Here is an 18,981-nt window from a genome sequence, read left to right as displayed (position 1 = left end):
CTCTTCAGACCAGGCCTTTCGGGAACCTCTGATCAGTCACCAGTATCGAAGACGTTGCGCAGTTCCACCACCGGATTGTCCCAGCGCCCCCGCACCGTGTAGGTGGCGCTGGTCAATCGGCTCAACGGATCTCCCAACACCTTGTCGAGGACAAACAGGGCCCCACCGATGGGAGGTGCCGCCCCCAGCAGCAGGGCCGCCAGAGGCAGGTTCTGGGTCAAGGGCAGCACAACCACCATGCGCATGTCCAGGGTCTCAGTGACCAGGTCGGTGGAGCCAGACAGTTTGAAGGCACCCGACGGCCCGACAATCTGCAGCTCCGGCGCCCAGCTCAGGGTGCCGTCGGACAGTTCGGCGGTGCCGGAGATTGCATCGAACGCCACGCCACGCTCATACAGGTCGGAAAAATCCAGCTTCAGGCGGCGCCAGAGGGTGTCGGCATTGAGCACATTGAACAGCCGGAACAGCAACGCGGTGTTGTTGCGCTCCAGGATCACCCCTTCATCCAGCCGCACACTGACCTCACCATCCAGCCGGGTCAGGGTGAACTCATCCGGACGCCCCGGCCACTCCAGGTTCAGCACCAACTGGGTCTGCTCGTTTCTCAGCGGTGCTTCCGAGCCCATCATCTGCGCCAGATCCCCCAGATCCTGACCGTGAAGGTCCCCCTGCAGCCGGGTCAACTGGCGACCGTCGTGAATGTCCCAGTAGAGATCGCCATCGAACGACAGCGATCCCAGCACGCCCGACAGCGACTGCACATGTACGGCCTTGGCATCGGGCACCAGCAGGAACGACCAGCGCCCCAGCGAGCGATTGTCCATCGCCAGCTCATCGATCACCACGCTGATGTTCGGCCATCCTTCCATGGCCATGGCGCGGAAGGCATCCACCTGTTCGGCCGACGTCAGTGGCGCAGGAATGGCGGCAATGGTCTCTTCCTCCGGGCTGGCCAGACGCAGGTAGGGAAAGCGCACCGAGACGGTCTGCTGCTTGTCCATGGGCAGTCGCAGTTCACCGACAGCCCGATCAGAGCGGGTATCGATAGACCACACGCCATCGCTGAAGGTGGCGGCCACATCCAGTTCCGGAAACGCCTGACCCAATACCCTCAGTTGCCCCACGGATAACTGGATGCCGTAAAGCCAGCGTTCAATCAACGCATTGGTGTCTGCCGGCACCGTGGCCGATGGCGCCGTACCTGCGGTTGCCGGCGCCATCTCCGGTCTCGGTGGCCCAACCAGCTCCGGGTCAAAGTCAGAGGGTGGGGGTGAGGGTGAGAGTGAGCTGGTCAGGCGCTCCACCCGATCGACCCAGGCGTCTATCGGCACTTCCTCAACCCGGCCCACCACCTCAATCCCCTCACCCGGGGGCAGCTCTGCCTGTTCCGACCCCATGGCCAGCTGACCACGGTCGAACTCGCCATCCTGCCAGGCCAGCCGGAACGCCAGCCGGTCCTGCCACACCCCGGCAAGTTGCAGACGACCCTCCGGCGTCCAGTCCAGCATCGCCTGCAGGGGCGCCATGACATCGCTGGTCTTGCCCAGGGGCATGGGCCAGTCTGACGCCAGCCCGATCAGACTGGAGTAGAGCGACACGCCGGGCGCGGCGTCCGACGCCAGATTCAATCTCGCCGTGTAGTTGAAACGGCCGGCCAGGCCGGTGTCCAGGCTTGCGGGCAGCTCCAGCAAACCCGACAGCTCGGTGACCGAGAGGGAACCACTCTGACTCACCACCAGCGCGTCATCCGCCTCGCGGTACTCCAGGCCGACCGTCACCGGCATGCCATTGAGGTCTGCCAAAAACGGTTCCCCGACAATGCCTTCTCCGGTTCGGTAGGTGACATCACCGCGCAACTGCTGCCAAACCAGACCACTGTCCGGGTGGGCTACCTCACCGTTACCAGTTTGCACCCGGGCGTTCACCTGCGGCTCACCTGGCCCGGTCAACGGCAACGTCAAATCCAGATCCAAGTGGTAGTCCCCGGCCACCTCAATAGCGTCTGGCGCCTCTCCGGCCAGCTCTCCCAAGGGGCTGTTGGCAAGCCAGTGACGAATATGCGGGGCAGTCACATCGGCTGCGGTGCTGACCTCCAGCACCAGTTCATCGCCGTCCGGCACCAGCTCCACCCGACTGGGTTCCAGCGCCAGCCCCCCGCTGCGGGCGCGATCGACCGCCACCGTGGCGCGATCATCGTGCACCTGGACCCAGCCACTGACACCGGTGACCTCAGGCCAACGGCTGTCATAGCGAACACGGGCATCGCTGAAGCGGTAGTACATGGAGGACGTAAAAGAGTAATCAGGCGCGCCGGAACTGACGGTGCCATGGCCATAAAACACCCCTTCTTCTATCCGCGCTTCGGGAATGGCGGTCGCAAGCCATTGATACAGCTCAGCATCAATCACCCTGGCGGGAACGAATTCCGGCAGCATGTCCGCCGTGCCCTCACGAACCGCTACCCGCAACCCAAGGTTATCTTCGCCCTCCTGGTCGAGACGAAGATCGAAGGCACCTTCCAGCTCAGTCTGCCTCCCGGGCGGCGTCGTCGGCTCGCCGTAGCGCAGCGACAACCCCTCGGACCAGACCCGGGTCAAGGGTCCATCCAGCTGCCAGGCAACCTCCGCCCGGGCATCGGTGAACGACCAGCGATCAAGGAACAACTCCGGAAACCCCAGTTCCAGGTCGTCCGACGCCAGCACTACCCGGCCCCAGTCACGGCCAACCTGCAACTGGCCGTTGACGCCGGCAAGCGCCGGCGCGCCATCAAACGGCTGCACGGCAACCTGCCGCAACTGCGCCTGGAGCGTAAATTCGGCGGCACCGTCCGCCAGCGGCAAGCGCATCGACACATCATCCAGGAACCCGGTCGGCCGGTAGTTCTCCAGCGCATGGGACGCCTCCACCGGCAACAGCCCGATACCGGCACTGAATCGGGCCAGCGGACCCACCGGTACCCCCTGCCCCTGCAGCGACAGCTCGCCATCCCGACGCTTGAGCCGGAGATTGAACCCGGAGACGGTTTCCCCCAACCAGTCCCAGCGCACATCCTGCAGATGCAGTTCACCACTGAGCAGACTGTCCTGGCCGGGAACCACAGTGCCCCGCCAGCCAAAGGCCAGCGACAGGTTCTCCACCGGCGCCATCGACTCTTCCTGGGCCCGCAGCTGCAGAAATGGCACCTGTAACCGCCCGTTCAGCTGCTCCAGCGTGCCATCCCGAAAGGTCAGCCAGGCCTGGCCGCCCGCGTCAAAACCCTCAACCCCCAGCCCTCGCCAGCGGTAACGACTGACCAGGGAATCGAACAGTCGGCCGGAATTCACATCAACGTAAAGCTGGCCGGTAAAATCCCCGCGAAAGAAATGCCGGCCCAGCAGATTGAAACTGGCAAGCTGGTGGGTGGTACCCAGCCGCATGGCACGGCCAGTGGCGGAGAACAGACCGGCGTGGTAGGTCAGGTCAAGCTGCGGTATTTCGATGTGGCGAACCGGCTGATCCGCGGTACGCAGCCCTAGATTGACACGGGTCACCCGGATCGCGGGGTCCGACAGCCAGCGCCCCAGCACTGGCAGCCAGTCCTGACTGCCGCTGGTCAGAGCATCAGCGGGAATGGGAACCCGGACGTCGTCCTCCACGGTCGCGTCCGGCAGGCCATCCAGGTGCAGCCGGCCGGACGAGGCCTGGGCCAGGGTCAGGTCCAGCCGATCCGCCTCGAACTCCTCGAACACCACCCTTAACCGCCACAACGAGCTGAGGGTGTCGAGGCGGATACGCAGGCTGTCGAGTCGAACCAGAGGTGCATCAGCGGCGTTCGGCGCAGCCAGGGCCAGCTCACGGGCTTCCAGTACCGGGTCCAGCAGCCGCCAGCGCCCCTCCAGCTCACCGATGGTGACCGGATAGCCCACAGCCTCGGACAACTCCGCCTCCAATTGGGAGCGGAACTCGCCGATGTTCTGCACCAGCTGGCGGCCAATGGCGGCATAAAGCGCCAGCAGCACCAGTACAGCCACCAACAGCCAGCCAACGAGGCTACTCAGCCGCTGCAACAGCCGGGACAGGAAACTCACAGATTCGGTGCTGTCATCTCGCCGGGCCATAACAACCGACAGACCTCAGGACGCCAACATCACAGCAGCACCACATCGTACTGTTCCTGGCTGTAAAAAGGCTCAACCTGGAACCGGATGCTCTTGCTGATAAACGTCTCCAGGTCAGCCACGTTGTCGGACTCCTCATCCAGCAGTCGATCCACCACCGCCTGGGAGGCCATCACCAGATAGCTTTCGGCCTCATAGGCCCGATTGACCCGGAGAATCTCCCGAAACACCTCGTAGCACACGGTTTCGGGGGTCTTGAGAAAGCCACGGCCGTCGCAGATCGGGCACGGCTCACACAGCACCTGCCCCAGGCTCTCGGTGGTGCGTTTGCGAGTCATCTCCACCAGTCCCAGTTCGGACACTCCGGTAATCTTGGTCTTGGCGTGATCCCGCTCCAGCATCTTCTCGAGCATCCGATGGACCTGGCGCTGGTGCTCCGAGTCTTCCATGTCGATGAAATCGATAATGATGATGCCACCAAGGTTGCGCAGCCGCAGTTGACGACTGATGGCGCGCGCCGCTTCCAGGTTGGTCTTGAAGATGGTCTCTTCAAGGTTGCGGTGACCAACGAACGCCCCGGTGTTGATGTCGATGGTGGTCATCGCTTCGGTCTGGTCGATGATGACGTAGCCCCCGGACTTGAGCTGGACCTTGCGGCTGAGTGCCTTCTGGATCTCATCCTCGACGCTGTAGAGGTCGAAGATCGGACGCTCGCCAGGGTAATACTCCACCTTGTTGGCGAACTCGGTCACGAACTCATCGACGAACTCGATCACCCGCTGGTAGCTTTCGCGGCTGTCGATGCGGACTTTCTCGGTCTGCGGACGGATCAGATCACGAATGGTGCGGATAAACAGCGGCAGGTCCTGGTACACCACCGCCGGCGCCTGAACCTTGCTGATGCGCTCGTGGATCGACTGGTTGAGCCGGTGCAGGTAGCGCATGTCTCCCAGCAGGTCTTCACTGGACGCGGACTCCGCCGCTGTACGGATGATGTAACCGCCCTGCAGCTCCCCCTGTTCGGTGGCGCCTTCTTCGATGATCGCCTTCAATCGCCCCCGTTCAGCATCATCCTCGATGCGCTGGGAGATACCGATGTGACTGACGCCGGGCATGAACACCAGATAGCGGGAGGGGATGGAGAGCTGGGTGGTCAGACGGGCACCTTTGGTGCCGATCGGGTCCTTGGTGACCTGAACCACCAGCGACTGGCCTTCCCGCAGCAGTGAGCGGATGTCCGGCACGGTTTTTGGCGAATCGACGCCATCATCACTGGACTGGTCGTTGACCACGTCGGATGCATGAATGAACGCGGCGCGCTCCAGCCCGATGTCGACAAACGCCGCCTCCATGCCCGGCAGCACCCGCACCACCTTGCCACGGTAGATATTGCCCACGATCCCCTTGCGACTGGTGCGCTCGATGTAGGCTTCCTGCAGCATACCGTTTTCGACCAGCGCCACCCGCGTTTCCACTGGCGTGACGTTGATCAGGATTTCTTCACTCATGGGGACTCTCCACGCTGGGCACGCCGGACGTTCTCTGCAACCGCCCGTCGCACCGGCTGTTTTCGTTATTATGCGTCTCGACCGCTGCCACTCCAGGCCTGCCAGACCGGTTGACCGGCCTCGGCCAGCAGCTCGGCGGTTTCCTTCAGCGGCAGGCCAACCACCGCGCTGTAGCTGCCCCGGATCTGGTCGACAAACACGCCGCCCAGACCCTGGATACCATAGCCTCCAGCCTTGTCCATGGGCTCGCCGCTGGCGACGTAGGCTTCAATCTCCGCCTCCAGTAGCGGACGGAAAGCCACATCCGTCATCACCAGCCGGGACTGACAGCGACCACCGTTTACCAGTGCCACCGCCGTCATCACCTGGTGATGCTGGCCGGACAGGCCTCGCAGCATGGCACCGGCTTCGGCCGCGGACGCGGGCTTGCCAAGGATGCGGCCTGCCCGCACCACCGAGGTGTCCGACCCCAGCACCATCACGCCGTCGTGGCCATCGGCCCGCCAGCCGGCCAGGGCCTTCTCTTCGGCCATCCGCAGAACGTAATGATCCGGCTGTTCGCCAGGTTTGGGGGTTTCATCAATGTTGGCCGGGCTGACGGTGAAAGTCAGCCCCATCTGGCTCAACAGTTCGGCACGACGGGGAGAGGCCGAAGCAAGAACAAGTGACGGCACGGGAACTTCCTATCCCAGTTTTCGATTGAGTCCATCCAGCAGTACACACAGAGGAGGCCAGAGAATGGCGCTGGTCAGCGCCGGCCACAGGTAACTGAACCCGGCGTCTTCGGCTCCCAATGTCTGCTTGATGAAGTGCACCAGCATCTGATTGATGCCCAACAAGAGAAATACCATGACACATTGCTGCAGCATGGGGAACATACGCAGGCGCTGGTGGATGGTCAGCACCAGAAAAGCGACCAGCGCCATGGCCAGGGCATTCACCCCCAGCGGCGTCGCCTCCAGCACATCCAGCAGCAGCCCCAGAATCCACGCCAGCAGGATGCCGAACTGCGCCGGCGCCCGGAACGTCCAGTAGAACACCAGCAAACCAATCCATTCCGGCCGAAACTCAAACCATCCCAGCGGGAACAGTGAGATACTGAGCACCAGCCCCATCAGAATGCTGATACCAAACACCGGATAACTGATCACCGACAGCATCAGCCTTCCCCTCCTGCGGTGTCATTTCCAGCCGCTCCGGACGACGCATCCACTGGCGCAATGCCGGACGCGGGCAGGTCCAGGTCCTGGCGCTCACTGAACACCACCAACACCATCTCACTGCGGCTGAGTTCGGCTTTGGGGCGGGCATCAATCTGCACGAACGGCTCGCCCGGGTCCTTGTGAATGCCACTGACTTCCGCTACCGGATAGCCCTTGGGGAAACGTCCGCCCAGACCCGAGCTCACCAACAGGTCGCCCTCCCGTACATCGGCAGTATCCGGCACATGCACCAGCTCCAGGGCATCGATATCGCCATTGCCCAGCAGGATCGCCCGCAGGCCATTGCGCACCACTTCCACCGGAACCGCGTGGCTACTATCAGAAATCAGCAGGACCCGCGAGGTAAAGCTGCTGGTCTGCACCACCTGCCCCATCAGGCCGTGGGCATCCAGAATGGCCTGGCCGGCGCTCAGGCCATCACGGCTGCCTTTGTTGATCACCACTTCATGGGAAAACGGGTCGGGGGAAACGCTGACAATCTCGGCCACCACCACCCGATCGTCCAGCAACTCAGAGGAGTTCATCAACTGCCGCAGCTCGTTGTTTTCTGCCGCCAGCGCAGCGTACTTCAGTGCCCGGCGCTCCAGGATCAGCAACCTGGCCTTGAGGGCATCGTTCTCTTCCAGCAGGTCTTCCCGGGTGGTCATCAGACCGGCCACCCAGTCCTGGAACTGGGAGGGGGCATTGCCCAACCAATAGACCGGCGCCAGACCGGTGGCGATGGTGCTGCGCACCTGCTCCACCCGCTCAAAACGGGCCTCGGCGACAAACAGCCCGACCGACAGCAATACCACCAGCAGGAGGCGGAAGCCGGGAATCGGCCCTTCAACGAAGATGGTTTTAATGGATCGGCCCCCCGTGCGCCAGGCTACGAGGCCTTAACACACACAAACGACGACCGCCGCCGTGCCAGGGCACAAGCGGCGGTCGATGGAGCCAGTCAGCATGGCGGGGGCTGATCCAGTGCACGAATCAGCCCTCCTGGGAGAACATTCCGATTCCGCTGCGATCAATCACTTCCAGGGCTTTACCGCCACCTCGGGCGACACAGGTAAGCGGGTCTTCCGCCACAATCACCGGCAGACCGGTTTCTTCACTGATCAGTTTGTCGAGGCCACGCAGCAGCGCGCCACCGCCGGTGAGAACGATACCGCGCTCGGCAATGTCCGAGGCCAGTTCGGGGGGCGACTGTTCCAGCGCGCTCTTCACGGTCTGGACGATCTGTGCCAGGGATTCCTGCAGGGCGTCGAGGATCTCTTCGCTGTTGAGGGTGAACGCGCGGGGCACACCTTCGGCGAGGTTGCGGCCGCGGACGTCGATCTCACGGATGTCCAGGCCCTCATAGGCACAGCCAATCTCGTGCTTGATGCGTTCGGCGGTGGTGTCACCGATGAGGCTGCCATAGTTGCGGCGAACATAGGTAACGATGGCTTCGTCGAATTTGTCACCGCCAACCCGCACGGACTCGGCGTAGACAATGCCGTTCAGGGAGATGATGGCGATTTCTGTGGTACCGCCGCCAACGTCAACGATCATCGAACCGCTGGCTTCTTCCACCGGCAGCCCGGCACCGATGGCGGCCGCCATGGGTTCCTCAATCAGGAACACTTCCCGGGCACCCGCACCCAGTGCCGACTCACGGATGGCCTTGCGCTCCACCTGAGTGGACTTGCTGGGGACACACACCAGTACCCGCGGGCTCGGGGTGATAAAGCTGTTCTCGTGCACTTTGTGGATAAAGTGCTGCAGCATCTTCTCGGTGACTACGAAGTCGGCGATAACACCGTCTTTCATCGGACGAATCGCAGTGATGTTGCCGGGAGTACGCCCCAGCATCCGCTTGGCCTCGGTACCGACCGCCGCCACCATCTTCTGGGCGCCATTGATACGTATGGCAACCACAGAGGGCTCATCCAGGACTATGCCGCGATCCCGTACGTAAATCAGCGTGTTGGCGGTGCCCAGGTCGATGGACAGATCGCTGGAAAATAGACCTCGGATTTTTTTGATCAACATTCGTGTAATTTCAACCTGAGAAGTGCAGTCGCGGAAATGATGCGGCAACTTTAGCAGCGCCCCCCCACTCAGGCAAGGCACGATAAGGCCTGCGGCGCGGTGTGGACGCCAATCCACCCTCGCGCGTTACAGCGAATCTGTTAACATAGCCCCTTTGTTTTGGCGGGCGCGCGCAGGCCAGTCGCCGGACGGTCGCCGTTCCTGAAAAATGCGCCCAATCACCGGACCTTACAGACATTTCATGATACTGGGAGACACCTTGTGAGCATTTCCCGCGACGATATTGAGAAAGTCGCCCTGCTGGCCCGGATTCGGGTCAACGATCAGCAGGTCGCCGAACTGGAACAGGATCTCGGCAATATCCTTGACCTGGTGGACCAGCTTCAGGCCGCCGACACCAGCAATACCGCCCCCATGGCCCACCCGCTGGATGCGGTCCAGCGGCTGCGCGCTGACGAAGTGACCGAAACCAACCAGCGTGAGGCCTACCAGGCCATCGCTCCGGCAACCGAAGCCGGGCTTTACCTGGTGCCCAAGGTCATTGACTGAGCCCCGCTTGATCCCATCCCAGGAACCATCCGCAGGAATCCGCGATGCATAACAAATCCGTAGCCGAACTCTCCCGCGCTCTGGCGTCCGGCGAAGTCTCCAGCGTCGAGTTGACCCAACACTTCCTCGACCGCATCCAGCAGCAGGACAGCCAGTACAACAGCTTTATTACCGTTTGCGAAGAAAACGCCCTTGCCGATGCCCGTCAGGCCGACGAGCTGCGCAGCCAGGGCAAAGCCACACCCTGGACCGGGGTGCCCTTCGCCCACAAGGACATCTTCTGCACCAACGGCGTTCGCACCACCTGCGGCTCCAAGATGCTGGAGAACTTTGTGCCGCCCTACGATGCCACCGTCACCGCCAATTTCCGCCAGGCCGGCGCGGTGTGTCTGGGCAAAACCAATATGGACGAGTTCGCCATGGGCTCGTCGAACGAATCCAGCTACTTCGGTGCGGCCACCAACCCCTGGGGCAGCAATCGCGTCCCTGGCGGCTCCTCCGGCGGCTCTGCAGCCGCAGTAGCGGCCCGACTGACGCCGGCTGCCACCGCCACCGACACCGGCGGCTCGATCCGCCAACCGGCGGCCCTGTGCGGCATTACCGGGCTGAAACCGACCTACGGCCGGGTATCCCGCTACGGCATGATCGCCTTCGCCTCCAGCCTTGATCAGGGCGGCACCATGGCCCGCACTGCGGAAGACAACGCGCTGATGTTGAACGTCATGGCCGGCTTCGATGCCAAGGACTCCACCTCCATCGACCGGGAGGTGCCGGACTACACCGCCACCCTGAATGAGCCCCTGAAAGGCCTGAAAATCGGTCTGCCGAAAGAATACTTCAGCGACCAGCTCAGCCCGGCCATGGAACAGACCGTTCGCAACGCCATTGCCGAGTACGAGAAGCTGGGCGCCACCGTCAAGGAAGTGTCACTGCCCAATGCCAACCTGGCCATAGCGGCCTACTACGTGATCGCGCCGGCGGAAGCCTCCGCCAACCTGTCACGGTTCGACGGTGTGCGTTACGGCTACCGCTGCGACGATCCCAAAGACCTGATGGACCTGTACACCCGCACCCGGGAGGAAGGTTTTGGCGATGAAGTCAAACGCCGCATCATGGTGGGCACCTACGCCCTGTCGGCGGGCTATTTCGATGCCTACTACCTTAAGGCCCAGAAGGTTCGCCGCCTGATCCAGCAGGATTTCGTCAACGCCCTCAAAGAGGTGGACGTGCTGATGAGCCCGACCTGCCCGTCGCCGGCGTTCGTCAAGGGTGAAAAGACCAACGACCCGGTCCAGATGTACCTGGAAGACATTTTCACCATCGCCGTCAACCTCGCCGGTCTGCCCGCCCTGTCACTGCCGGCCGGGTTTGTCGATGGCCTGCCGGTGGGCCTGCAGGTCATTGGCGACTACTTTGCCGAAGCCCGGCTGCTGAACGCAGCCCACCAGTACCAGCAAGTGACCGACTGGCACCAGCGGACACCGGAATAAGCGGGCGAATCAGGAGACCAAGCACCATGCAATGGGATGTCGTAATCGGGCTGGAGATTCACGTTCAGCTCGCCACCAACAGCAAGATCTTTTCCGGCTCCAGCACCGCCTACGGTGCCGAGCCCAACACCCAGGCCAACGCCGTTGACCTGGCCATGCCGGGCACCCTGCCGGTGCCCAACGAAGGCGCGTTCCGCGACGCGGTGATGTTCGGCCTGGCAATTGACGCCGAGATTGGCCGTCGCTCGGTATTCGAGCGCAAAAACTATTTCTACCCGGACCTGCCGAAAGGCTACCAGACCACGCAACTGGAACAGCCAATTGTCGGCCCCGGCCATGTCGAAATCGACCTGCCGGACGGCAGCAGCAAGACCATCCGCATCCACCACGCCCACCTGGAAGAGGACGCCGGCAAGTCCCTGCACGAGGACTTCCACGGCATGTCCGGCATCGACCTCAACCGGGCCGGCACACCGCTGATCGAAGTGGTCACCGAACCGGACATGCGCAGTGCGGAGGAAGCAGTGGCCTTCGCCAAGAAGCTGCATAGCCTGGTCACCTCGCTGGGCATCTGCGATGGCGACATGTCCCAGGGATCGATGCGGTTCGACGTCAACATTTCCCTCAGGCCCAAGGGCCAGGAAGCGTTTGGCACCCGCACCGAAACCAAGAACCTGAACTCGTTCCGCTTTATGGAGCAAGCCATTGCCCACGAAGTTGAGCGGCAGATGGACATCCTGGAAGACGGCGGCGAGATCATCCAGGAGACCCGCCTCTACAACGGCGACCGGGACGAATCCCGCTCCATGCGGAGCAAGGAAGAAGCCAATGATTACCGCTACTTCCCCTGCCCGGATCTGCTGCCGGTGGAAATCGATGACAGCTTCATCGACGACTGCCGCAGCCGCCTGCCGGAACTGCCAGATGCTCGCAAGGCGCGCTTCAAAGAGCAGTATGGCCTGAACGACTACGACGCCGGCCTGCTCAGTGGCGACGCCCGCCTGGCGGCCTTCTTCGAAGAGGTTGCCGAGCATGGCAAAGACGCCAAACTGGCCGCCAACTGGACCCTGGGCGAATTCTCCGGACGACTGAACGCGGAAGACAAGGCCATCAATGACGCCCCCATCAGCGGCGCCCAGCTGGGCAACCTGATCGTGCGTATTGCGGATGACTCGGTCTCCTCCGCCGGCGCCAAGAAAGTGTTCGAGGCTCTGTGGAGCGGTGACGGTGACAACGTCGATGCCATCATCGAGGCCAAGGGCCTGAAACAGGTGTCCGACACCGGTGAACTGGAGAAGCTGGTGGACGACGTACTGGCCGGCATGGCCGACCAGATCCAGCAGTACCGCGAAGCCGACGACAAGAAGCGCAAGAAGCTGATGGGCGGCTTTATGGGCCCGCTGATGAAAGCTTCCAAGGGCCAGGGTAACCCGAAACTGTTCACCGAGATTCTGAAAAAGAAACTCGAGGACTGATCGCCCCCTCTGCCTCCCTCTCCGCCTCATGCAGTGCTCCACAAGGGCCGCTGCATGAGGCGGTGCAGCTTACCCGCTACGGCGCAGGAACATCTGCTCGAACTGGCGAATGTTCTGCTGAATATATTCCAGGAACGCCCTCATGGCCGGCGTCGGGTGGCGCGCCTGGGGATACACCACGCACCAGCTGCGACGTAACGGAAACCCCGCCACCGGCACCGCCTGCAAACTCCCCAGCGCCAACTCCGACAACACGCTCAGTTTCGGCAACACCGCCACCCCCAGCCCGGCCATCACGCCATGCTTGAGGGCATCGTTGGAACCCAGCTCCATGCTGGGATCAACCCGCAACCGCTGTTGCTGGCAGTGCAACTCCATGGCCAGGCGACTGCCGGAACCGGATTCCCGCACCAACAGCTGGCTGTCCAGGAACTCCTGCGGGCTCACCGAGGCCTGCCGCAACAGCGGGTGCCCCTCCGGCGCCACCGGCACCAGCTCGTTGTCGAGAAACGGCAGTGACGCCAGCGGCCGCTCTGAGGGCACCATGCCCATGATCACCAGGTCATCACGGTTCTCGTTGAGTCGTTGCAGAGCGGCGGCACGATTGACCACCGTCACCGACACCGTCACTTCTGGATTCAGATTCAGGAACGCCCGCAACAGGTACGGCACCACGTACTGGGCACTGTTCACCGCTACCAGTTTCAGCTCGCCGGCCACCCGTCCCTGCAGCGCCGCCAGGCTGTTCTGCACCCGCTCCAGCTCTCCAAATACCGAGCTGACACAGGCCGCCATCTCCTCCCCTGCCGCGGTGCAGTAAAGCCGCCGCCCGACATACTCGAACAGTGGCATCCCCAGCGCCTGTTCCAGATGCCGCACCTGGCTGCTCACCGCCGGCTGGGTCAGCCCCAGCAGTTCGCCGGCGCGGCTGTAGCTTTCCAGCTCGTAGACCGCCTTGAACACCTGCAGCTGGCGAAAGGTCAGGCGGCTGGCGAGTTTCTGGATACTGAGGGGCATGATCGGCCTCCGGGGCTGGGTTCAACACACGACGGACTGAAAGCGTCAAATAAGGGCAAAGCCTCCATCCATAAGGAATTACTTATATATAAGCAAAATAATATCAATTTCTCGTTAGGGATCTACCCCGCTACTCTCTCTGCAACCTTACCTGGCGACCTTCATTGGGGATGAATAAACGAGGAACCTCCCATGCTGAAGAGGAATTTCCCATGTTAAAGAAAGTCTTGATTGCCAACCGGGGCGAGATTGCCGTCCGCATCGTGCGGGCCTGTGCCGAAATGGGCATTCGCTCGGTGGCCATCTACACCGAGCCGGACCGCTACGGCCTTCACGTCAAACGCGCAGACGAATCCTATTCCCTTGGCGAAGACCCATTGGCCGGCTACCTGGACCCGGCGCGCATCGTCAACCTGGCAGTGGAGACCGGTTGCGACGCCATCCACCCGGGTTACGGCTTCCTGTCCGAGAACGCCGAGTTCGCCCGGCTGTGCGAGCAGAAGGGCGTCACCTTCATCGGCCCCAAGTCCAGCGTGATTCACAAGATGGGGGACAAGACCCAGGCCCGGGACAGCATGCGGGCTGCCGGCGTCCCTATCACTCCTGGCTCCGAAGGCAACCTGGACAGCCTGGAAGACGCTCTCGCCCTGGCCAACGACATCGGCTACCCGGTGATGGTCAAGGCCACCTCCGGCGGTGGCGGGCGCGGCATCCGTCGCTGCGACACTCCCGACGAACTGAAAGCCCAGTACCCCCGGGTCATTTCCGAGGCCACCAAGGCCTTCGGCTCCGCCGAAGTGTTCATGGAAAAGTGCATCGTCAACCCCCGCCATATTGAGGTCCAGGTGCTGGCCGACAGCCAGGGCGAAGCGGTTCACCTGTTTGAGCGCGACTGCTCGATCCAGCGTCGCAACCAGAAGCTGATCGAGATTGCGCCCAGCCCACAACTGACGCCGGAGCAACGCCAGTACATCGGCGGCCTGGCAGTCAAGGCCGCCAAGGCGGTGGGCTACGAGAACGCCGGCACCGTGGAGTTCCTGCTGACCGGCAACGAAGTCTATTTCATGGAAATGAACACCCGGGTGCAGGTGGAGCACACCATCACCGAGGCGATCACCGGCGTCGACGTGGTCCGCGAACAGCTCCGCATCGCCTCCGGTCTGCCGCTGAGCTATCGCCAGGAGGATATCCAGTTCCGCGGCTACGCCCTGCAGTTCCGCATCAACGCCGAGGACCCAAAGAACGACTTTCTGCCCAGCTTCGGTCGGATCACCCACTACTACGCCCCGGGCGGCCCCGGTGTGCGGGTCGACACCGCCATCTACACCGGCTATGAGATTCCGCCCTATTACGATTCCATGTGCCTGAAGCTGGTGGTCTGGGCGCTGACCTGGGAAGAAGTGATCGCCCGCGGCAAACGGGCCCTCGATGACATGCGCCTGCACGGCATCAAGACCACGGCCACCTACTACCAGCAGATCCTTGACCACGAGGATTTCCGCAGCGGCACCTTCGACACCAGCTTCGTGCCCAGCCACCCGGAACTGCTGAACTATTCAACCAAGCGCGACCCGGCCGAAATTGCGCTGACCATTGCTGCCACCATCGCCGCCCACGCCGGCTGGTAACTCGCAGGAGGAACGAGAAATGAGCAACGCCAAAAAGATTGAAGTCACTGACGTCATCCTGCGGGACGCCCATCAATCGCTGATCGCCACCCGCATGCGCACCGAGGACATGCTGCCGATCTGCGACAAGCTCGATCAGGTCGGCTACTGGTCGCTGGAAGTCTGGGGCGGCGCCACCTTTGACGCCTGTGTCCGTTTTCTGAAGGAAGATCCCTGGGAGCGACTGCGGCAGCTCCGCAAGGCACTGCCCAACACCCGCCTGCAGATGTTGCTGCGAGGCCAGAACCTGCTGGGCTACCGCCACTACGCCGACGACGTGGTGGAGGCGTTCGTGCAGAAGGCCGCCGACAACGGCATCGATGTCTTCCGGGTGTTCGACGCCCTCAACGACCTGCGCAACATCGAGACCGCCATGAAGGCGGTGAAGAAGGCCGGCAAGCACGCCCAGGGCACCATCTGCTACACCACCAGCCCGGTCCACACCCCAGCACTGTTCGTCCAGCAGGCCAAGGACATGCAGGCCATGGGCGCAGATTCCATTGCCATCAAGGACATGGCCGGCCTGCTGACCCCGTACGCCACCTACGAGCTGGTCAGGGCCATCAAGGCGGAAGTGGACCTGCCCCTGGTGGTCCACAGCCATTCCACCTCCGGCCTGGCGCCGCTGTGCCAGCTCAAGGCCGTTGAGGCCGGGGCCGATCGCATCGACACCGCGATCTCCTCCTTTGCCAGTGGCACCAGCCACCCGGCCACCGAGTCCCAGGTCGCGGCACTGAAAGGCACCGACTACGACACCAGCCTGGACCTGGAGCTGCTGAGCGAAATTGCCGACTATTTCCGCGAGGTGCGCAAGAAGTACCACCAGTTCGAAAGCGAGTTCACCCGCGAGGATGTGTCGGTGCAGATCAACCAGGTACCCGGCGGCATGATGTCCAACCTGGCCAACCAGCTCAAGGAGCAGAACGCCCTCGACAAGATCCGCGACGTTTTCGATGAGATTCCACGGGTGCGCGAGGACCTCGGTTTCCCGCCCCTGGTGACCCCGACCTCGCAGATCGTCGGTACCCAGGCGGTGTACAACGTCCTCGCCGGCCAGCGCTACAAAACCATCACCAACGAGGTGAAACGCTACCTGCAAGGGGGTTACGGCCAGCCGCCGGCTGCGGTCAACGCCAACATCCAGAAGAAGGCCATCGGCAACGAGTCGGTCAATGAGGGCCGCCCGGCCGACCTGCTCAGCCCCGAGCTGAATAAATTGCGAGAAGACATTGGTAGCCTGGCGAGCAGCGAGGAAGATGTGCTTACCTATGCCATGTTCCCGGACCTTGGCCGCGAATTCCTGCAGCAGCGTGCCGACGGCACCCTGCAACCGGAGGAGCTGCTGCCACCGGAGCAGCAGGGCAAGGATCGCATGGGCACAGCGATAGCCACCGAGTTCCGTATCGACGTCCACGGCGAGACTTACGAAGTGGCGGTCACCGGTGTCGGCGATTCCGGGGCGGGCAAGCGCAAGCTGTACCTGTCGCTTGACGGCATGCCGGAAGAAGTGGTGTTCGAATCCCTCAACGAGTACGTCGCCGAAGGCGCCAGCGGCCGCAAGCGGGCCAGCGAGCCGGGCCACGTCACCACCGCCATGCCCGGCAACGTGGTGGACGTACTGGTGAGCGAGGGCGACACCGTCTCCGCCGGCCAGGCGGTTCTGATCACCGAAGCCATGAAAATGGAAACCGAGGTGAACAGCAGCGTCGATGGCACCGTCAAAGCGGTGTACGTGAGCAAGGGCGACCGGGTCACCCCCGGCGAAGTACTGATTGAGATTGGCTGACAGAAGGAGTCATCAATGGACCATATTGTTCGCGGCGTACTGGACTTCCGCAAGAACGTCTACCCCGAACGCAAGGACCTGTTTGGCGCCCTCGCGGGCGGACAGAGTCCGGAAGTGCTGTTCTTTACCTGTTCGGACTCGCGCATCGACCCCAACCTGCTGACGGGGTCCAGCCCGGGTGACCTGTTCATCTGTCGCAACGCCGGCAACATCATCCCGCCCCACAGCAACGAGACCGGGGGCATGACCGCCTCCATCGAGTACGCGGTGGCGGTGCTGAAGGTGCGCCATATCATTGTCTGCGGCCACACCGACTGCGGCGCCATCAAGGGTGCCCTGGACGTGCCGGCCCTCAAGGGGCTGCCCCACGTCAAGGAGTGGCTGGGCCACTGCCGCTCGGCGATGGAGATTGTGCGGGAACGTCACAGCATCCCCACCGACGCCTGTCTGGACAGCGCCTACCTCAACGAGGCAATCGAGGAAAACGTGCTGCAGCAGGTTCAGCATCTGCGCACCCACCCTGCAGTGGCCGCCAAGCTGGCCACCCAGAAAATCCAGATCCACGGCTGGGTGTACGACATTGAGTCCGGCGAAATCCGTTGCTGCGGCCAGGACAGCCTGGAATTCCGGGCGTTCGACGACTTCTATTCGGACGTGATTGACAGGGTCAAGGAAGACTAAAAAAGCACGCCAGGCCAGGAGGCAGCTTGCCCCTGGCCTGGCGTTCTCATTGTTGAGTCAGCGCCAGGCTTGAGGTGGCGTCAGTCCGCCAGCGTGGCCCAGAGGTCGTGCTCGTCGGCGTGCTCAACTACCGCCTGCACCACCTGCCCCGGCTGCAGCGCGGTTTCGCCATTGAGGTAGACCATGCCGTCGATCTCCGGCGCATCGGCCTTGGAACGGCCAATCGCCCCTTCCTCGTCCACCTCGTCAATCAGCACATCGATGGTGGTACCGATACGGGCCTGAAGCCGGGCTGCGGAGATTTCCGCCTGCTTGGCCATGAACCGCGCCAGACGTTCCTCTTTCACCTCTTCCGGCACCGCACCGTCCAGTTCGTTGGCCGGCGCGCCGTCCACCGGGCTGTACTTGAACGCACCGACCCGATCGAGCTGGGCCTCATCCAGCCAGTCCAGCAGGTACTGGAAGTCCTCCTCGGTCTCCCCCGGGAATCCGACGATAAAGGTGGAGCGGATGGTCAGCTCCGGGCAGATCTCCCGCCACTTGCGAATCCGCTCCAGCGTCTTGCTGTCGTGAGCCGGCCGCTTCATCGCCTTGAGTACCCGCGGGCTGGCGTGCTGGAAGGGGATGTCCAGATACGGCAGGATCTTGCCCTCGGCCATCAGCGGAATGACGTCGTCCACGTGGGGATAGGGGTAGACGTAGTGCAGCCGCACCCAGACCCCCAGCTCGCCCAACGCCTCGCACAGCGCCAGCATCCGTGTCTTCAGCGGTCGCCCCTGCCAGAAGCCGGTGCGGTACTTGATGTCGACGCCGTAAGCGCTGGTGTCCTGGGAAATCACCAACAACTCTTTCACACCGGCATCCACCAGCCGCTTGGCCTCGTCCATCACATCGCCGATTGGCCGGCTGACCAGGTCACCGCGCATGGAGGGAATGATGCAGAAGGTGCAGCGATGATTGCAGCCTTCAGAAATCTTCAGATAGGCGTAGTGCCGAGGTGTCAGTTTTACCCCCTGGGGCGGCACCAGGTCGACAAACGGATCGTGCTCCTTCTTCGGCGGCACGTACTGGTGTACCGCACCGACCACTTCCTCATAGGCATGGGGGCCGGACACCGCCAGCACGCCCGGATGGGAATCACGAATGCGATCCTCCTCCACCCCCATGCAACCGGTTACGATCACCTTGCCGTTCTCACTGATGGCTTCGCCAATGGCGTCCAGGGATTCCTGCTTGGCTGCGTCAATGAAGCCGCAGGTGTTAACCACCACCACGTCGGCATCCTCGTAGGTGGGCACCACGTCATAGCCATCCTGCCGCAGCTGGGTCAGGATGCGCTCGGAATCCACCAGCGCCTTGGGACAACCCAGGCTGATAAAGCCGACTTTGCCGTTACCGGCCTCGGGGGTTTCGGTTTTTTGTGTCATATCTCATCAGGGTATCGTCGTTGGAATTACGACGGAGTTTACCGC

Annotated in this window: 14 protein-coding genes; 6 read left to right on the top strand and 8 right to left on the bottom strand. The window is 62.6% G+C overall.

Annotation, left to right across the window (positions count from 1 at the left end):
* Nucleotides 1-32 precede the first annotated feature (32 nt).
* The 6 genes from MLD24_RS10200 to MLD24_RS10175 form a co-directional block, all read right to left on the bottom strand.
* Nucleotides 33-4,097 carry a YhdP family protein gene (locus MLD24_RS10200; RefSeq protein ID WP_248166541.1) on the bottom strand — a complete coding sequence of 1,355 codons (4,065 nt, stop codon included), beginning with the start codon at nt 4,095-4,097 and terminating at the stop codon, nt 33-35.
* Between the two features lie 29 nt (nt 4,098-4,126).
* Nucleotides 4,127-5,605: a ribonuclease G gene (gene rng, locus MLD24_RS10195; RefSeq protein ID WP_227171800.1), complete on the bottom strand. Its 1,479-nt coding sequence runs from the start codon at nt 5,603-5,605 to the stop codon at nt 4,127-4,129.
* Nucleotides 5,606-5,673: 68 nt separating this feature from the next.
* Entirely contained in the window at nt 5,674-6,279 is a 606-nt protein-coding gene (locus MLD24_RS10190) for a Maf family protein (protein ID WP_248166540.1), read from the bottom strand.
* 9 nt (nt 6,280-6,288) lie between these two features.
* Nucleotides 6,289-6,765 carry a rod shape-determining protein MreD gene (gene mreD / locus MLD24_RS10185; RefSeq protein WP_227171802.1) on the bottom strand — a complete coding sequence of 159 codons (477 nt, stop codon included), beginning with the start codon at nt 6,763-6,765 and terminating at the stop codon, nt 6,289-6,291.
* Nucleotides 6,765-7,646, bottom strand: a complete 882-nt coding sequence (gene mreC, locus MLD24_RS10180; RefSeq protein ID WP_227176137.1) for a rod shape-determining protein MreC — start codon at nt 7,644-7,646, stop codon at nt 6,765-6,767. Before mreC ends, mreD begins: the two co-directional genes overlap by 1 nt.
* A 154-nt stretch (nt 7,647-7,800) precedes the next feature.
* The gene (locus tag MLD24_RS10175; protein WP_227176138.1) at nt 7,801-8,841 is read right to left on the bottom strand and encodes a rod shape-determining protein; all 1,041 of its coding nucleotides are present in this window, start codon (nt 8,839-8,841) and stop codon (nt 7,801-7,803) included.
* A gap of 264 nt (nt 8,842-9,105) precedes the next feature.
* On the opposite strand from MLD24_RS10175, the gene gatC reads away from it, so the two are divergent.
* From gatC to gatB, 3 genes are read left to right on the top strand one after another with little or no spacing between them, the layout of a single operon-like run.
* Nucleotides 9,106-9,393 carry an Asp-tRNA(Asn)/Glu-tRNA(Gln) amidotransferase subunit GatC gene (gatC, locus tag MLD24_RS10170; protein ID WP_227171803.1) on the top strand — a complete coding sequence of 96 codons (288 nt, stop codon included), beginning with the start codon at nt 9,106-9,108 and terminating at the stop codon, nt 9,391-9,393.
* Between the two features lie 44 nt (nt 9,394-9,437).
* Nucleotides 9,438-10,883, top strand: coding sequence for an Asp-tRNA(Asn)/Glu-tRNA(Gln) amidotransferase subunit GatA (gatA, locus tag MLD24_RS10165; RefSeq protein WP_248166538.1), 1,446 nt, complete (start codon nt 9,438-9,440; stop codon nt 10,881-10,883).
* A 26-nt stretch (nt 10,884-10,909) separates the two neighbouring features.
* Nucleotides 10,910-12,358 (top strand): Asp-tRNA(Asn)/Glu-tRNA(Gln) amidotransferase subunit GatB, encoded by a 1,449-nt coding sequence (gatB, locus tag MLD24_RS10160; RefSeq protein WP_248166537.1) that lies wholly within the window; start codon nt 10,910-10,912, stop codon nt 12,356-12,358.
* A gap of 69 nt (nt 12,359-12,427) precedes the next feature.
* Here the strand turns inward: gatB and MLD24_RS10155 are convergent, their stop codons facing one another.
* Nucleotides 12,428-13,375, bottom strand: coding sequence for a LysR family transcriptional regulator (locus tag MLD24_RS10155; protein ID WP_227171806.1), 948 nt, complete (start codon nt 13,373-13,375; stop codon nt 12,428-12,430).
* A 212-nt stretch (nt 13,376-13,587) separates the two neighbouring features.
* Here MLD24_RS10155 and MLD24_RS10150 point away from each other — a divergent pair, with 212 nt between their 5' ends.
* From MLD24_RS10150 to MLD24_RS10140, 3 genes are read left to right on the top strand one after another with little or no spacing between them, the layout of a single operon-like run.
* Entirely contained in the window at nt 13,588-15,003 is a 1,416-nt protein-coding gene (locus MLD24_RS10150) for an acetyl-CoA carboxylase biotin carboxylase subunit (RefSeq protein ID WP_227171807.1), read from the top strand.
* 19 nt (nt 15,004-15,022) lie between these two features.
* Complete coding sequence (oadA, locus tag MLD24_RS10145; RefSeq protein ID WP_248166536.1) at nt 15,023-16,828, top strand: sodium-extruding oxaloacetate decarboxylase subunit alpha; 1,806 nt, start codon at nt 15,023-15,025, stop codon at nt 16,826-16,828.
* Between the two features lie 15 nt (nt 16,829-16,843).
* The gene (locus MLD24_RS10140) at nt 16,844-17,509 is read left to right on the top strand and encodes a carbonic anhydrase (protein WP_248166535.1); all 666 of its coding nucleotides are present in this window, start codon (nt 16,844-16,846) and stop codon (nt 17,507-17,509) included.
* Between the two features lie 80 nt (nt 17,510-17,589).
* On the opposite strand, the gene rimO is transcribed toward MLD24_RS10140, so the two are convergent.
* Nucleotides 17,590-18,936 carry a 30S ribosomal protein S12 methylthiotransferase RimO gene (rimO, locus tag MLD24_RS10135; RefSeq protein WP_227171810.1) on the bottom strand — a complete coding sequence of 449 codons (1,347 nt, stop codon included), beginning with the start codon at nt 18,934-18,936 and terminating at the stop codon, nt 17,590-17,592.
* Nucleotides 18,937-18,981: the final 45 nt, after the last annotated feature.

Source organism: Marinobacter xestospongiae (assembly GCF_023156385.1).
GTDB lineage: Bacteria > Pseudomonadota > Gammaproteobacteria > Pseudomonadales > Oleiphilaceae > Marinobacter > Marinobacter xestospongiae.
The sequence above is the reverse complement of the archived record's forward strand: the minus strand, read 5'-3'. Positions and strand labels throughout refer to the sequence as shown.

Excerpts from the sequence above, each read along its gene's own strand:
- gatB (WP_248166537.1), top strand. The coding sequence starts at position 10,910 with ATGCAATGGGATGTCGTAATCGGGCTGGAGATTCACGTTCAGCTCGCC.
- mreD (WP_227171802.1), bottom strand. The coding sequence starts at position 6,765 with ATGCTGTCGGTGATCAGTTATCCGGTGTTTGGTATCAGCATTCTGATG.
- rng (WP_227171800.1), bottom strand. The coding sequence starts at position 5,605 with ATGAGTGAAGAAATCCTGATCAACGTCACGCCAGTGGAAACGCGGGTG.
- rimO (WP_227171810.1), bottom strand. The coding sequence starts at position 18,936 with ATGACACAAAAAACCGAAACCCCCGAGGCCGGTAACGGCAAAGTCGGC.
- MLD24_RS10200 (WP_248166541.1), bottom strand. The coding sequence starts at position 4,097 with ATGGCCCGGCGAGATGACAGCACCGAATCTGTGAGTTTCCTGTCCCGG.
- gatA (WP_248166538.1), top strand. The coding sequence starts at position 9,438 with ATGCATAACAAATCCGTAGCCGAACTCTCCCGCGCTCTGGCGTCCGGC.
- MLD24_RS10155 (WP_227171806.1), bottom strand. The coding sequence starts at position 13,375 with ATGCCCCTCAGTATCCAGAAACTCGCCAGCCGCCTGACCTTTCGCCAG.
- oadA (WP_248166536.1), top strand. The coding sequence starts at position 15,023 with ATGAGCAACGCCAAAAAGATTGAAGTCACTGACGTCATCCTGCGGGAC.
- MLD24_RS10140 (WP_248166535.1), top strand. The coding sequence starts at position 16,844 with ATGGACCATATTGTTCGCGGCGTACTGGACTTCCGCAAGAACGTCTAC.
- MLD24_RS10150 (WP_227171807.1), top strand. The coding sequence starts at position 13,588 with ATGTTAAAGAAAGTCTTGATTGCCAACCGGGGCGAGATTGCCGTCCGC.